Below are 14558 nucleotides of genomic sequence, written 5' to 3'. Positions count from 1 at the left end.
AAGTCTAGAATTCTATGTCATCGCCCGGGAGGATGTCACCCTCGGCGGATTCGGCAGCGGCGGGCGGGGCGATATCGCCCTCTTCCTCCGGCTCCGGCGCCCTGACGCGGACGTCGATGATCTTGGCACCGGGGAACTGGGCGAGGATTGCGGCGACATCCGGATCCTGGCGGGCATCGATGACCTGCTGTTCCTTGGCCCGAGCCTCGGCCTCCACCATGGTCGGCTGACCGGGCTCGCGGCTCAGGCTGACGATCCAGTGGATGCCGGTCCATTCCTTGAGCTTGACGGCAAGCTCGTTGAGCAGCGTCGATGGCGCGCCCTCGGTCAGGTTGACATCAAGGTGGCCGGGCTCGATCTTGACGGGACGAACGAAGGTCCGCACCAGCGCCTTGACCTTGGCGTCGCGCTTTTCACCGGCCAGATTGACGATATCGGCAATCGAATTGACCGCGACCAGAGGCTTCGGTGCCTCGGCAGGCCGGCTTTCGATGCGCCCGGCCTGCATCGGCTGGGGATTGGGATTGGGCACGGCGCGCAGCATCGCGGTCGGGCCGCCATTCGGCTGCGGGCGCGGCGTGCTTTCGGGCGCACGCGCCAGAGCCGCCGACTGATAGGAGACGTGCGCGCCGCCGCCATTGCCCGACGGAACCGGGCGACCGGAACCTCCACCATTGTCGGAGAATTCCGCAAGCCTGCGGGCTGCATCTTCCGGTGCCGGAAGGTGTGCTGCATGGGCAAGACGGATCAGCACCATTTCGGCAGCGCCTGCGGTGCGCGAAGAACCTTCCGTCTCCGGAATGCCCTTCAGCAACATCTGCCACATGCGCGACAGCGTCGTCACCGCCACGCCCTGCGCGAATTCGGAAGCCTTGGTGCGTTCGATCTCGCTCAGCGACGGATCGTTGGCAGCATCGGGCACATATTTCAGGCGCGTCACGAGATGCGTGAAATCGGCAAGATCGGTGAGCACGACGACGGGGTTGGCACCCGCTTCATACTGCGCTTGGAATTCGTTCAGCGCCGAGGCGACATCGCCCTTCACCACATGCTGGAAAAGATCGACGATACGGGCTCGATCGGCAAGACCCAGCATACCACGCACGGCTTCCGCCTGCACCGCGCCGCCGCCATGGGCAATCGCCTGATCGAGCAGCGAGAGGCCGTCACGCGCCGAACCTTCGGCGGCACGGGCGATCATGGCGAGTGCATCCGGCTCAGCCTCGATGCCTTCCTTGGCGGCGATCGTCGTGAATAGGCCGACGAGATCAGACGCGCTGATACGGCGCAGATCGAAGCGCTGGCAGCGCGACAGGACAGTGATCGGAACCTTGCGGATTTCGGTCGTCGCGAAGATGAACTTCACATGCTCCGGCGGCTCTTCGAGCGTTTTCAGCAGCCCGTTGAAGGCTGCCGTCGAGAGCATGTGCACTTCGTCGATGATATAGACCTTGTAGCGCGCCGAAACCGGCCGGTAGCGCACCTGCTCGATGATCTCTCTGATGTCATCGATACCGGTATGCGAGGCGGCGTCCATTTCGATGACATCGACATGGCGGCCTTCCATGATCGCCTGGCAATGTTCGCCAGGCACACGCAGGTCGATCGTCGGCTTGTCGATGTCAGGGGTCTTGTAGTTCAGCGCACGCGCCAGAATGCGCGCCGTCGTGGTCTTGCCCACGCCGCGAACGCCGGTCAGCATGTAAGCCTGCGCAATACGCCCGGTCTCGAAGGCGTTGGTCAGGGTGCGGACCATCGGCTCCTGGCCGACCATCAGGTCCGTGAAGTCCTTGGGGCGGTATTTGCGTGCCAGCACCCGGTAACCGGTGCCCGTCGAGGCGGCATCTTGTGATTGTCGCTCGGTGTCGCTCATCGCCCTGCTTGTCGCCCGGCAATGCGGGCAAAGAATGGAGAGAAGGGTGGGAGGCTGGCACGATGACCCGTGCCGGGCTCGTTAGGGCTGCTTCCTTCCGGACCTGACCCGGTTGGCGAGTGGCTCGTCCACCACCAACCTCCCGGAGCCACATATCGGCAATATCGTCATCAAAAGCAAGCCAAGCTCAAAAAAAACTGCTAATCATTGGAAAACAATGGAGGAAAGCACTTTGGCGGATTTCGCGCTCGACCCCCGGCTCGAAAATGACAGCACCAGTATCATGCTCACAGGCCTCTGCGATCTCCGATTGTCGAAGGATGCGCGCTGGCCCTGGCTGATCCTCATTCCCCGCCGTGCGGAGATTACCGAGATCTTCGAGCTGACGCCGCTCGACCAGGTGATGCTGACCTTCGAGACCGACATGGTGGCGAGCGCGCTGAAGACGGTGACCGGCGCCACAAAAATCAATGTCGGGGCCCTTGGCAATGTCGTGCGCCAGCTTCATGTTCATGTCGTTGCCCGCTTCGAAGGCGATGCCAACTGGCCGGGACCCATCTGGGGGTTCGGCAAGGCCGAGCCTTACGAGGACGAGAAGCGAGCGCAGTTCATAACGACATTGCGGGAAGCCCTTTCATCATGAATTCTTCAATTTTCGATACGGACATTCCGCATCCGGAGCCGAGCAACCTCACCGCCTTTGCGGCAAACGACTTGAACCGCGATTCCGAACATCGCGACGAGAAATCGGTCGAGACGGCGCTCGCCAAGGACGGCACGCATATCTTCGCCTTCGCAAAGGACAAGCTGGTCCTCAAGCATGACGGCCAGGTGCTCGATCCGCTCTTTGCCCGCTATGAGCTGCAGGAGTTGCAGCCGCATTGGGACGAGACGATTCTTCTCGGCTACCGCAAATCCGGTGAACCCCGGCTTGCCGTCCCCGTCGGCGTGCCGGAAGAAGAGCTTGCCAGCCATTACAAGCCGGCAGATGGGCGGACGCTCTATCGCGACCAGCTTCTCGACGACGTGCTGCTTGGCGAATTCGCCCAGGCAGCGAGCCTGATCCGCTGGAACAGCGACAACAAGTTCTGCGGCCGCTGCGGCGGCGGCATGGAGCTGAAGGTCGGTGGCTACAAGCGGATCTGCAGCGCCTGCGAACACATGATCTTCCCACGCACCGATCCTGTCGTCATCATGCTGACGATCGACGAGAAGCGCGATCTCTGCCTGCTCGGCCGCGGGCCGCATTTTGCGCCGGGCATGTATTCCTGCCTCGCCGGTTTCGTTGAGCCCGGCGAAACCATCGAGAACGCCGTGCGCCGCGAGACACTGGAAGAGTCCGGGATCAAGACCGGTCGTGTGCGCTATCACGCCTCGCAGCCCTGGCCGATGCCGCATACACTGATGATCGGCTGTTATGCCGAGGCGAAGTCGAGCGAGATCAATCGCGACGAGGCCGAACTCGAAGACTGCCGCTGGTTTACCCGCGAAGAGACGATCGAGATGCTGGAGCGCCCTGGCGCCAACGGCCAGGCCTCGCCGCCGAAAGGCGCCATCGCCCATCGCCTGATGCGCGACTGGGTGGAGTGGAAGCGATAGGTCATGCCGGTCTCGCGCTCGGAAAGGCTTCTTGCTCTTCTCCAGGTGCTCCGGCGGCACCGCCGCCCCGTCAGTGGCGTGATCCTGGCCGAGCAGACCGGTGTCAGCCTGCGCACGCTCTACCGCGACATCGCCAGCCTGCAGAGCCAGGGGGCGATGATCGAGGGCGAAGCCGGCGTCGGCTACGTGCTGAAACCGGGCTTCATGCTGCCGCCGATGATGTTTTCCGAAGAGGAGCTCGAAGCACTGGTGCTGGGATCGCGCTGGGTCAACCGCTCGGCGGAACCCCGGCTTGCGGGCGCGGCCGCCGATGCGCTTGCAAAGATCGCTGCCGTCCTGCCCGAGGAGATGCGCGAGACGATCGAATCGGCAACGCTGCTCGTCGGCCCGAAGCGCGCCAATGAGGACAAGGCCGACGTTGCCCTGATCCGCAAGGCGATCCGCACCGAACGCATCCTCGAACTGCATTACAGCGACGAGCAGGGCCGCATCTCGCTGCGGCGGGTCTGGCCGTTCGCGCTCGGCTATTTCGAGCATATCCGCATGGTGATGGCCTGGTGCGAACTGCGCCGCGGTTTTCGCCATTTCCGCACCGACCGCATCATCGACATGACGCCTCATGACGAGCGCTATCCCCGCCGCCGGAGCGCGCTGATGAAGGAATGGCGCGAGATCGAACACGTGCCCGTCGAACGCTAAAGGCTACTGCCAGAATCTGACAGTAGAGCGCGCTATTATCGGTACCAATCCAGAAGGAGAACCGATGATGACGAGCGTGAAACTCAGCACCGCGAAATACAGCGACCGCCTTGTCGAGACATCTTCTGCCGATGCGGGTTATCCGCAGTCCCTGATGCTGCGCATGATGCAGAACGCATCGCGTAACATGGCGAGGGGCGACGCTCCCCGCCTCGATCCGCAGTCGATGTCTTCGGGCATGCGGCGCGACCTCGGCCTGTCCGCCTGGACCTGCCAGGAAGCCGAAGCCTAGCCGGCAACCGATAATATCCAAGACCAGAAATTTCATACCGCCGCAGCGGATTGCGGCGGCACGCATTCATGCAGCCATCTCCAGCAAAAGGATACGACCATGACCAGCCCCAACCTCATCATTCTCTATGTCAAGGATCCGGCCGAAAGCGCCAGTTTCTACAAGGACATCCTCGGCCGCGAGCCGGCCGTTGCCGCACCGAATTTCGTCGCCTTTCCGCTCGACGGCGGCTTCACGCTCGGCCTCTGGCGCCGCAGCAATGTCGAACCGCAGCCGTCCGCGATCGGCAATCGCGGCGAAATCGCCTTCATGGTGCCCGGCGATAACGGTGTCGCCAAGCAGTATGACGACTGGCGCAAGCGTGGCCTGCCGATCGCCCAGGAACTCGTCGATCTCGACTTCGGCCCGACCTTCGTGGTGCTCGACCCCGATGGTCATCGCCTGCGGGTCTGCGAGCCCGACAAGTGAAACGAAAAGGGCGCCCAAGGCGCCCTTTTTGTTGGTTACTTGTGCAGCAGGCCGCGCATCGGGTGCCCCTTGTAGACCCCGAGAATGCGGACCTTCTCCGAGAAGAAGCGCAACTCCTCCAGCGCCTGACGGACATTGCTGTCGTTCGCATGGCCTTCGATATCGGCATAGAACTGTGTAGCAATGAACTTGCCGCCGATCTGGTAGCTTTCCAGCTTCGTCATGTTGATGTTGTTGGTGGCGAAACCGCCGAGCGCCTTGTAAAGCGCGGCCGGAATGTTGCGGACGTTGAAGACGAAGGTCGTGACGATCTTCTCTTCCTCGTTCGAACGGCTCGCCCATTCCTCATCGCGCGACAGCACGACGAAGCGCGTCACGTTGCTCTCCGTGTCCTCGACATTTTCGGCGACGATATCCAGGCCGTAGAGATCGGCGGCGAGACGCGGCGCAAGCGCTGCCATCGTCCGGTCGCCGGTTTCCTGCACCATCTTGGCGGCACCGGCGGTATCGCCGGCGATGACGGGCTTCCAGCCGTTGGCGCGGACAATCTTGCGGCACTGGCCGAGCGCGTGGATGTGGCTGTGGACCGTGCGGATCTCATCCTTGGAGACGCCCGGCAGCACCATCAGCTGAAAGCGGATCGGCATGAAATATTCGCCGACGATATGCAGCCTGGAATCGGGAAGCAGATGATGGATATCAGCGACGCGGCCGGCGATCGTGTTCTCGATCGGGATCATCGCGAGATCCGCCTCGCCGCTTTCGAGCGCCGTGAAGGCATCCTCGAAGGTCTGGCAGGGCAGCGGCTCCATGGTCGGGAACATGTCGCGGCAGGCCATGTCGGAATTGGCGCCGAACTCGCCCTGGAAAGAAATCCTGTTCGTCTTGGTATTCATGGCTATATCCTCAAGCCTGTCTTGCCGCGAGAATCCGGCGAGCCTTTTCAAGATCGGCGGGCGTATCGACGCCCAGCGGTACCGTATCGACGATTTCGGCATCGATGCGCATCCCGGCTTCCAGCGCCCGCAGCTGCTCCAGCGATTCGCGCAGCTCGAGCACCGAGGGGCCGAGCGCGACAAAGCGCTCGAGGGCCGACCGGCGATAAGCGTAGAGGCCGATGTGGTGGTAGAGCGGGCCCTTGCCATAAGGCGCAGTCGCCCGGGTGAAATAGAGGCCGCGCAAGCGCGTCTCGGAAAGCGGCGAACCGACGACCTTGACGATATGCGGCGCCGTCTTGTCGTCTTCGGTGTCGATCTCGATCGTCAGCGTGGCGATATCGACCGATGCATCCTCGAGCGGACGGAGTGACGCGCGGATGGTTTCCGGCTCGATGGTCGGCAGGTCGCCCTGGACGTTGACGATGATCTTCGCCTTGCCTTCTGGATCGACCTTCTGCAGCGCCTCGTGAATGCGGTCCGAGCCGGACTGGTGATCGGAACGCGTCATGATGACCTCGAAACCGGCCTCGGAAACGACGTCGAACACACGCTGATCGTCGACGGCAACGACCACGCGGCCGATAGCCGCTTCCTCGGCGCGCTTGGCGACCTGAACGATCATCGGCAGGCCGCAGATATCGGCAAGCGGCTTGCCCGGCAGCCGGGTCGAAGCCATGCGTGCCGGGATCAGAACGAGGACGTCATCTAAATTTGAACCAGTCATCTGTCGGGCCTTCTATTCCGGGCGGAAAAGTGTCAAAAAGTCTCACGTACAGGACCATTTAGACAGTTGCAACGAACAGCCAAAAGACATAGGTTCCGCGCGATTTCAAGATGGTACCTTTTTAGGGTCTGCCGACTGCACGGGGAGCATTGCAGATGAATTCTTACGTCAATACGGCCGTTGGTGCGCTGCTCGGAACGATTTTCGTCCTGATGTCGGTCTCCATCGCGTCCGAAGGAATCTTCCATTCAGAAGCACCGGAGAAGGAAGGCTTCACGATCGTCGCCGAGGAGACGCCAGCTGCTGGCGGTGGCGAAGCGAGTGCTGCCGCTGCAATTGTTCCGATTGCAAAGCTGCTGCCGACGGCTGATGCCAAGGCCGGCGAGACGATTTTCAAGAAGTGTCAGGCCTGTCATGATGCGACCAAGGGGGGACCGAACAAAGTCGGTCCGAACCTCTATGGTCTCGTCGATCGCCCGATCGCGTCGCATGAGGGCTTCGCCTATTCGTCCGCTATGAAGGACTTCTCCAAGGGCGGCGCTGAAAAGTGGACCTTCGACCACCTGAACCACTTCCTGATGGCTCCGAAGAAGCAGGTCCCGGGCACCGCCATGGGCTTTGCCGGTCTGCCGAAGGAACAGGATCGCGCCAACGTCATCCTTTACCTGCACACGCTGGCCGATTCGCCGGCCCCGCTGCCGGACCCGAACGCTCCGGATACGATCACGCAGTAAGCTGATCGACATATCGGAAAAGAGATTGAAGCCCGGCCGCAAGCCGGGCTTTTCTTTTGCGCGCCTGCGGCGTCAGGCGCCGAGGATATAGGCCCAGAGCGAGACCGAAATGGCGCCGAGCGCGGTTGTCACGGTGATCGTCGAGGCCGCGAGGCTGTGGCCGACGCCGAAGCGGTTGGCGATCAGCCAGGCATTGACGCCGGTCGGAACCGAAGCGATCAGTACCAGCGCCGCCGTCCAATCAGGCGCGAGCCCGACGAGGTGGCTGGCGATCCAGACACAGCAGGGCAGCAGCAGAAGCTTGCAGGCGGAGGTGACGCTGGCGATGCCGAGATTGCCCGACACGCCGTACTTCTCCAGCGCCATGCCAAGCGAAATCAGCGCGACCGGACCGGCAACACCGGCAATCTGATCGACGATATTTTCGACCGGACCCGGCATCGTCAGGGCAAGCAGGTGCATGGCGGCACCGGCCGCCAGGCCGATCACCAGCGGATTGCGGATGAGATTGAGGCCGATCTGGCGCAGAAGCTTCAGGATGCTGCGGTCGGCGGCGCCTGAGATCTTGTGTTCAGCGCGCTCCATCAGGATCGTGCCGACGATCATCATGACGGGGAGATGCACGGCAATCAGGATCGAGAGCGGCACGAGACCCTTGTCGCCGACGGTGCGCTGCACCAATGGCAGGCCGACGAAGATCGTGTTGGCGAAGGCCGAGGACACGCCGGCGAGAACGCCGATGCGGGCATCGCGGCCGAAAAGCCTGGTCGCGGCGATATGGCCGACAGTCCAGGTGACGGCGACGCCAGAGAAATAGGCGATCCAGAGGCGGAAGGGCGAAGCGCCGTGGAAGTCAGCCTCGGCGATGGTGCGGAAGAGCAGCATCGGCACGGCGATCTTGAAGACGAAATCGCTCAGCGCATCGCCGGTATCGGCCGTCATCAACCCCGCTTTCACGATCAGCCATCCGATCAGGATCATGATGAAGATAGGGAGGACGTCGAAAACGATAGCTGTCATGCGGGAAGAACTGCCTTGGCGCGGGGAGCTCAAGGTCTAACAGCAAAGGCGGCGCGTTGACAAACCCGTTGGTCCCAACATTCGAAGCCGCGAAAACAAAAAAAGCGGGCAAGGCCCGCTTTTCCGCATCCGGTCTTGCCGGACACCCGGTTCGCGATGCTGCCAGTTCATCCGTGGTCAGCGCCGCTTCCGGAACAGTCGAAGGGCATCATCCCTTCTCACCCGGCCACATCCTTGGATGCTCATGCCGGTCTGCTTGAGAGCTTATTTAGGTGTCCATGGTGACAGCGGCATGACGGATTGGCGGCATTTTTGCGAAGAAAACCGCCACCAAAGCCTTTTTCCTTTCCATCAGCGGAAATTCCGCTAAGACCAAACCCCGGCTATCACAAAATCCGGGACCTCCCATTTCATGACCAAATTCGATGTTCTGACTGTCGGCAACGCCATCGTCGATATTATCGCGCGTTGCGACGACCAGTTCCTCATTGACAACAAGATCACCAAGGCGGCGATGAACCTCATCGATGCCGAACGCGCCGAGTTGCTCTATTCCCGCATGGGACCGGCTCTGGAAGCGTCGGGCGGCAGCGCCGGCAACACGGCAGCCGGTGCCGCAAGCCTCGGCGCCAAGGCCGCCTATTTCGGCAAGGTCGCCGACGACCAGCTGGGCGAGATCTTCGCGCACGACATCCGCGCCCAGGGCGTTCACTACCAGACCAAGCCGAAGGGCAAGTTCCCGCCGACGGCGCGCTCGATGATCTTCGTCACCGATGACGGCGAGCGTTCGATGAACACCTATCTCGGCGCCTGCGTCGAGCTCGGACCGGAAGACGTCGAGAGCGATGTCGTCGCAGATGCCAAGGTGACCTATTTCGAGGGTTATCTCTGGGATCCGCCCCGCGCCAAGGAAGCGATCCGCGAATGCGCCCGCATCGCGCATGAGAATGGCCGCGAAGTGTCGATGACGCTCTCGGACAGCTTCTGCGTCGGCCGCTACCGCGCAGAATTCCTCGACCTGATGCGCTCCGGCACTGTCGACATCGTCTTCGCCAACAAGCAGGAAGCGCTGTCGCTCTATGAGACCGACGATTTCGAGGAAGCGCTGAACAAAATCGCCAAGGACTGCAAGATCGCCGCCGTGACGATGAGCGAAGACGGCGCGGTGATCCTCAAGGGCAACGAGCGCTGGTATGTGGATGCGATCCGCATCAACGAGGTCGTCGATACGACGGGCGCCGGAGATCTCTTCGCCTCAGGCTTCCTCTACGGCTACACGCAGGGCCGCACGCTCGAGGATTGCGGCAAGCTCGGCTGCCTGGCGGCCGGCATCGTCATCCAGCAGATCGGCCCCCGGCCGATGAAGTCGCTTGCCGAAGCAGCCCGCGAGGCGAAGCTTATTTAAAGGCTTCGCCGGGGTAAGCACCCCAGATTTCCGACTGCGCCACCCATCCTTCGGCGCCGTCGGCATCTGCATGGCACCAGTCGCCATTGCACTCGCCGATATGGATCATCACGCCAGGCTCCAGCTTGGCGACGATGGTTGCCGAGGACTGCGGCTCGCGGCGCATATTGACGAAGACAGATTTACCCTTGCCCTTCATCCACGGCGCAGCCAGCGCCGAGCGCTGACCCGACAGCAGCGACTGGTTGACCCAGCCTTCCGTGCCGTCGGCATCGCGGATGCGGCGCCAGTTGTCATATTCCTGGATGATCTCCACCGGCAGGCCGGCCTTGAGGTACATCCAGGAAGCGGCATAATCGGTTCCGGGGCCGATGCGCAGATTGACGCGCTTCGACTTCAGCGTCACGAAGCGCGGCAACGGCAGGCCGCTCGGGCCCTTGGCCGCTTGCGCATACGCAGATTCGACGGCGCTTGCCGACAGCATCAGACCAACCGCAATAGCAAGGCAGGACTTCAGAGTGATTCCACGCATGGAGTTTCCGTTCGCTCGAAATGGTAAGCGGGCGCGCCCGCTCATCAGCCGGGCCGTGACATTCGCCGGAAACCGCTCGCGAGTTTTGTTTGTCTTCGCGTGCGGGTCTGGTAGAAATTGCCCGAACGTTAAAATTATCCCCCGTCTTGGTTAAAGACATCTGAACAAGGCATGGCCGGCCGCGATGACATCGAAGAAAAAACCGAAGGTCTACATCACCCGGAAACTGCCTGACGCGGTCGAGACCCGCATGCGCGAGCTGTTCGACGCGCAACTGAACATCGACGATTCGCCGCGCTCCATGCCCGAGCTTGCCGAGGCGGTGCAGACTGCCGACGTGCTGGTGCCAACGGTGACCGACCGGATCGATGCAGCGCTGATCGAACAGGCAGGGCCGCAGCTGAAGCTGATCGCCAGCTTCTCCAACGGTACCGACCATATCGATGTCGAGGCTGCCGCCCGCAAGGGCATCACCGTTACCAACACGCCGAACGTGCTGACCGAAGACACGGCCGACATGACGATGGCGCTGATCCTCGCCGTACCGCGCCGGCTCGGCGAAGGTGCGCGCGTCCTTACCGACAAGCCCGGCGAATGGGCCGGCTGGTCACCGACCTGGATGCTGGGACGGCGCATTCACGGCAAGCGGATCGGCATCGTCGGCATGGGCCGGATCGGCACCGCCGTTGCGCGGCGCGCCAGGGCCTTCGGCCTCTCGATCCACTATCACAACCGCAAGCGCGTGAACCCGGCGACCGAAGACGAGCTGGAGGCGACCTATTGGGAAAGCCTCGACCAGATGCTGGCCCGGGTCGACATCGTCTCCGTGAACTGCCCGTCGACACCGGCGACCTTCCACCTGCTCTCGGCCCGGCGCCTCGCGCTTCTGCAGCCGACTGCTTATCTCGTCAACACCGCGCGCGGTGATGTCGTCGATGAAGCGGCGCTGATCAAATGCCTGCGGGAGGGACGGATCGCGGGTGCGGGCCTCGATGTCTTCGAGAACGAGCCCTCGGTCAATCCGAAGCTGATCAAACTCGCCAACGAAGGCAAGGTCGTGCTGTTGCCGCATATGAGCTCGGCAACGATCGAAGGCCGTATCGACATGGGTGACAAGGTGATCATCAACATCCGCGCCTTCATCGACGGACACCGCCCGCCGAACCGCGTGCTGCCCGGCCGCTAGGCGAGTGACTTTCGCATCTCGACATAGGTCACGCGCTCGTAACCGGGATGGAATTTTTCGGCCGTTCGGGTAAAGCCCCAGGCTGCGAAAGCGGCGTGGTTGCCCGTAAGTTCGATGCGGGTGTCGAGCCGGATCGAACTGAGCCCACGCTCGCGAGCGACCGTTTCGGCCACCGCAAGAAGCCGCTTGCCGATCCCCTTGCCCTGCCATGCCGGCGCGACCGCGAGCTTGCCGAGATAGAGGCAATCGGCTTCCGGACGGAGGAACATGCATCCGGCAAGCGCGCCATTCTCAAGGGCGATATAGCCGATCTCCGCTGTCGCCTTTGCCTTCAGCGCCGCCGGCGTCAAGGAAAGCGCCGAGGACGGCGGATCGATGCGGCCGTTCATATAGGCGAAAGAGGAGAGGATCAGGTCGAGCAGCTCCGGCCAGCGGCCGAAGCTTTCATCCAGTCTGACGATATCGATCATGCTGTCCGCCGGCGCTTGTATCGTATGGTATCGAAACGGGCGCTCAGCGCGTCGTAGAGCAGCAGGCGACCGATGAGCGGCTCACCATTGCCCGTGACGAGCTTGATCGCCTCCATGGCCATCAGCGTGCCGATGACACCTGTCAGGGCGCCGACAATCCCGGTTTCGGCGCAGGCGGGTATCAGCCCCTCAGGCGGGATTTCGGGAAAGAGATCGCGATAGGTGGGGTTCAGGCTGCCATCAGCAGCCGTCGCGTAAGGCTTAAGGACCGTTACCGAGCCGTCGAAGCGGCCTACGGCACCCGTTACCAGCGGTATCTTTGCCCGCTCCGCGGCATCGGCGGCGGCATAGCGGGTGTCGAAATTGTCGGAACCATCGATCAGCAGGTCGAAGCCCGAAATCTGGCGTGCCGCCGCTTCCGGGCAGAAGCGCTCCTCGAAGCGTATAACCCTTACATGCGGATTGAGGCGGGCGATGGCGAAGGCGGCGCTCTCGGTCTTCATCTCGCCGATCGTGCCAGAATCATGGATTACTTGGCGCTGCAGGTTCGACAGCGACACCCGGTCATCATCGGCAATGCCAAGCGTGCCGACGCCGGCCGCCGCCAGATATTGCAGCACCGGGGCGCCGAGGCCACCGGCACCGATGACGAGTACGCGCGCCGCCTTGAGCTTCTGCTGGCCCGCGCCGCCGATCTCCGGAAGCAGGATATGACGCTGATATCGTGCGATTTCTTCGGGACTAAGAGGTTCCATGACGGCGATGCTATCATGGCCGGGCGCGAAGAAGGAAGCGCCGCCGCTCATGCGCCGACATGCCCTTCGGATACCGTGAAGAACTGCGCCCGCTCGCCGAGTGCTGAAAACATTGACCGGTCGGTGCCGGTCATGAAGGACTGGCCACCCAGCGCGTCGATCAGATCGAAGAGCGCCGCGCGGCGGCCTTCGTCGAGATGTGCGGCGATCTCGTCGAGCAGCAGAATGGGCGCGTGACCCGTCAGATTGGCGACGAGGCGCGCGTGCGCCAGGATGAGGCCGACCAGCAACGCTTTCTGCTCGCCGGTCGAACAGCGCGCGGCCTCCATCTGCTTGTCGCGGTGGCGGACGATCAGATCGGCGCGGTGCGGGCCATCGAGCGTGCGGCCTGCAGCAGCATCGCGGTAGCGGCTCGCCGCCAGCATCGCCGCATAGTCATCCTCGAGATCGACGGCCGGGCGTGAAAACTGGCCGTCCATGAAGCCTGACAGTTCGAGCGCGGCGGAAGGAAACGGCGATGTCTCGCGTGTTTCCTCGATCAAGCGGGCGAGCAGGCCCAGCATTTCCTGGCGGGCAAGCGCCATGGCTATACCGAGGCTCGCCATCTGCTGCTCGATCCCCGAAAGCCAGGACGGGTCGAAGCGGCCATCATCGAGCAGCTTGTTTCGGCTGCGCATGGCGCGCTCGAAATCGCTGGCGCGGCGGCCATGGGCCGGATCGAGCGACAGAACGAGACGATCAAGGAAACGGCGGCGATCCGAAGAGCCGCCGGTAAAAAGGCCATCCATCGATGGGGTCAGCCAGAGAACTCGCAAGTGATCGGTGAGTTCGTCAGCCGTCTTCGCCGCAGTCCCATTGATGCGCAGGCGGCGCGCCGCATTGTCATCGGCGGTATCGGCTCCGGTGCCGATCTCGACATTGCCCTCGATGCCCTCGAGTTCGGCAAAGATCGAAAAACCGTTGGAAGCGCCGACGCGGGTGACATCCGCATAGGTCGCGCGCCGCAGACCGCGTCCAGGCGACAGGAAGGAGACGGCTTCCATCAGGTTCGTCTTGCCCGCCCCGTTATTGCCCGTCAGCACGACGTGACGCCCGTCGAGCGCCAGCGACACTGCCGCGTAGTTGCGGAAGTCGGTGAGCTTGAGCAGGGAGAGGTAGACCTTGTGAGGCATCGCTTGTCCGGATTCGATATGCGGCAGAGCTAAGCCGAACGGGCGGGTATGGCAAGGCTGTCGATGGAATGGCCGATCGCGCTACGCCGGCTATGGAGCGCGCGACACTCCGTCAGGCGGATATTGTCGACAGCCAGGAAAGAACGAAGCCCGGCTTTTCAGCCGGGCTCCTCGTCATCGTTGACCGCTGGACAGCAGGATCACTGGTTATACTTGCCACCTCCGTGGCCGCCACCGTGGCTGCCGTTGCCGCCACCTTGACCGCCGTTGCCACCACCGTGGTTACCATTGCCGCCACCCTGGCCTCCGTTACCGCCACCGTGGTTGCCGTTGCCACCACCCTGGCCGCCGTTGCCACCACCGTGGTTACCATTGCCGCCACCCTGGCCGCCGTTACCGCCGCCATGGTTACCGTTACCACCACCCTGGCCGCCGTTGCCGCCACCGTGGTTACCATTGCCGCCACCTTGGCCGCCGTTACCGCCCCCATGGTTGCCGTTGCCGCCACCCTGGCCGCCGTTACCGCCGCCATGGTTGCCATTGCCGCCACCCTGGCCGCCGTTGCCACCACCGTGGTTGCCGTTGCCGCCACCGTGGTTGCCGTTACCGCCGCCATGGTTGCCGTTACCACCACCTTGGCCGCCGTTACCGCCGCCATGGTTGCCGTTACCACCACCCTGGCCGCCGTTAC

Annotated in this window: 17 protein-coding genes and 1 other RNA gene; 8 read left to right on the top strand and 10 right to left on the bottom strand. The window is 62.8% G+C overall.

Annotated features, from left to right (window positions below):
• Nucleotides 1-4: 4 nt before the first annotated feature.
• Both ACODR6_RS13075 and ffs read right to left on the bottom strand, forming a co-directional pair.
• Nucleotides 5-1873, bottom strand: coding sequence for a DNA polymerase III subunit gamma/tau (locus ACODR6_RS13075; RefSeq protein WP_489022595.1), 1869 nt, complete (start codon nt 1871-1873; stop codon nt 5-7).
• Nucleotides 1874-1919: 46 nt separating this feature from the next.
• Nucleotides 1920-2016, bottom strand: an RNA gene (gene ffs, locus ACODR6_RS13070) — signal recognition particle sRNA small type.
• 89 nt (nt 2017-2105) lie between these two features.
• On the opposite strand from ffs, the gene ACODR6_RS13065 reads away from it, so the two are divergent.
• The 5 genes from ACODR6_RS13065 to ACODR6_RS13045 all read left to right on the top strand — a co-directional run bounded on the left by ACODR6_RS13065 (nt 2106) and on the right by ACODR6_RS13045 (nt 4931).
• Nucleotides 2106-2516, top strand: a complete 411-nt coding sequence (locus ACODR6_RS13065) for an HIT domain-containing protein (protein WP_199629872.1) — start codon at nt 2106-2108, stop codon at nt 2514-2516.
• Nucleotides 2513-3472, top strand: coding sequence for an NAD(+) diphosphatase (nudC, locus tag ACODR6_RS13060; protein ID WP_489022594.1), 960 nt, complete (start codon nt 2513-2515; stop codon nt 3470-3472). Before ACODR6_RS13065 ends, nudC begins: the two co-directional genes overlap by 4 nt.
• Before the next feature lie 3 nt (nt 3473-3475).
• A complete protein-coding gene (locus ACODR6_RS13055) occupies nt 3476-4171 on the top strand; it encodes a helix-turn-helix transcriptional regulator (protein WP_199629874.1) in 696 nt (231 codons plus the stop codon).
• Nucleotides 4172-4238: 67 nt separating this feature from the next.
• A complete protein-coding gene (locus ACODR6_RS13050) occupies nt 4239-4463 on the top strand; it encodes a hypothetical protein (RefSeq protein ID WP_489022593.1) in 225 nt (74 codons plus the stop codon).
• Between the two features lie 99 nt (nt 4464-4562).
• Entirely contained in the window at nt 4563-4931 is a 369-nt protein-coding gene (locus ACODR6_RS13045; protein ID WP_203429847.1) for a VOC family protein, read from the top strand.
• A gap of 35 nt (nt 4932-4966) precedes the next feature.
• Here ACODR6_RS13045 and ACODR6_RS13040 read toward each other — a convergent pair whose 3' ends face one another.
• Nucleotides 4967-5827 carry a prephenate dehydratase gene (locus tag ACODR6_RS13040; protein ID WP_112714238.1) on the bottom strand — a complete coding sequence of 287 codons (861 nt, stop codon included), beginning with the start codon at nt 5825-5827 and terminating at the stop codon, nt 4967-4969.
• Between the two features lie 10 nt (nt 5828-5837).
• The gene (locus ACODR6_RS13035; RefSeq protein ID WP_489022592.1) at nt 5838-6593 is read right to left on the bottom strand and encodes a 3-deoxy-manno-octulosonate cytidylyltransferase; all 756 of its coding nucleotides are present in this window, start codon (nt 6591-6593) and stop codon (nt 5838-5840) included.
• 155 nt (nt 6594-6748) lie between these two features.
• Here ACODR6_RS13035 and ACODR6_RS13030 point away from each other — a divergent pair, with 155 nt between their 5' ends.
• A complete protein-coding gene (locus ACODR6_RS13030; RefSeq protein WP_489022591.1) occupies nt 6749-7327 on the top strand; it encodes a c-type cytochrome in 579 nt (192 codons plus the stop codon).
• Between the two features lie 72 nt (nt 7328-7399).
• Here the strand turns inward: ACODR6_RS13030 and ACODR6_RS13025 are convergent, their stop codons facing one another.
• Entirely contained in the window at nt 7400-8347 is a 948-nt protein-coding gene (locus ACODR6_RS13025) for an AEC family transporter (RefSeq protein WP_489022590.1), read from the bottom strand.
• Nucleotides 8348-8759: 412 nt separating this feature from the next.
• Here ACODR6_RS13025 and ACODR6_RS13020 point away from each other — a divergent pair, with 412 nt between their 5' ends.
• The gene (locus ACODR6_RS13020) at nt 8760-9752 is read left to right on the top strand and encodes an adenosine kinase (protein WP_489022589.1); all 993 of its coding nucleotides are present in this window, start codon (nt 8760-8762) and stop codon (nt 9750-9752) included.
• Here ACODR6_RS13020 and ACODR6_RS13015 read toward each other — a convergent pair.
• Entirely contained in the window at nt 9745-10284 is a 540-nt protein-coding gene (locus ACODR6_RS13015) for an SH3 domain-containing protein (RefSeq protein WP_112714248.1), read from the bottom strand. The genes ACODR6_RS13020 and ACODR6_RS13015 overlap by 8 nt on opposite strands.
• 184 nt (nt 10285-10468) lie before the next feature.
• Here ACODR6_RS13015 and ACODR6_RS13010 point away from each other — a divergent pair, with 184 nt between their 5' ends.
• Nucleotides 10469-11470, top strand: coding sequence for a 2-hydroxyacid dehydrogenase (locus tag ACODR6_RS13010; RefSeq protein WP_489022588.1), 1002 nt, complete (start codon nt 10469-10471; stop codon nt 11468-11470).
• Here the strand turns inward: ACODR6_RS13010 and ACODR6_RS13005 are convergent.
• From ACODR6_RS13005 to ACODR6_RS12990, 4 genes are all read right to left on the bottom strand, one after another.
• Nucleotides 11467-11937 (bottom strand): GNAT family N-acetyltransferase, encoded by a 471-nt coding sequence (locus ACODR6_RS13005; RefSeq protein ID WP_489022794.1) that lies wholly within the window; start codon nt 11935-11937, stop codon nt 11467-11469. The genes ACODR6_RS13010 and ACODR6_RS13005 overlap by 4 nt on opposite strands.
• Nucleotides 11937-12746, bottom strand: a complete 810-nt coding sequence (locus ACODR6_RS13000) for a molybdopterin-synthase adenylyltransferase MoeB (RefSeq protein WP_489022587.1) — start codon at nt 12744-12746, stop codon at nt 11937-11939. Before ACODR6_RS13000 ends, ACODR6_RS13005 begins: the two co-directional genes overlap by 1 nt.
• Entirely contained in the window at nt 12743-13867 is a 1125-nt protein-coding gene (gene recF / locus ACODR6_RS12995) for a DNA replication/repair protein RecF (protein ID WP_489022586.1), read from the bottom strand. The genes ACODR6_RS13000 and recF overlap by 4 nt, the downstream gene beginning before the upstream one ends.
• Before the next feature lie 200 nt (nt 13868-14067).
• Nucleotides 14068-14558, bottom strand: a 491-nt coding sequence (locus tag ACODR6_RS12990) for a hypothetical protein (protein ID WP_489022585.1), incomplete at its 5' end; no start/stop codon positions are given.

Source organism: Rhizobium sp. FG96, assembly GCF_057808655.1.
This window is presented reverse-complemented; position numbering and strand designations above follow the sequence as displayed.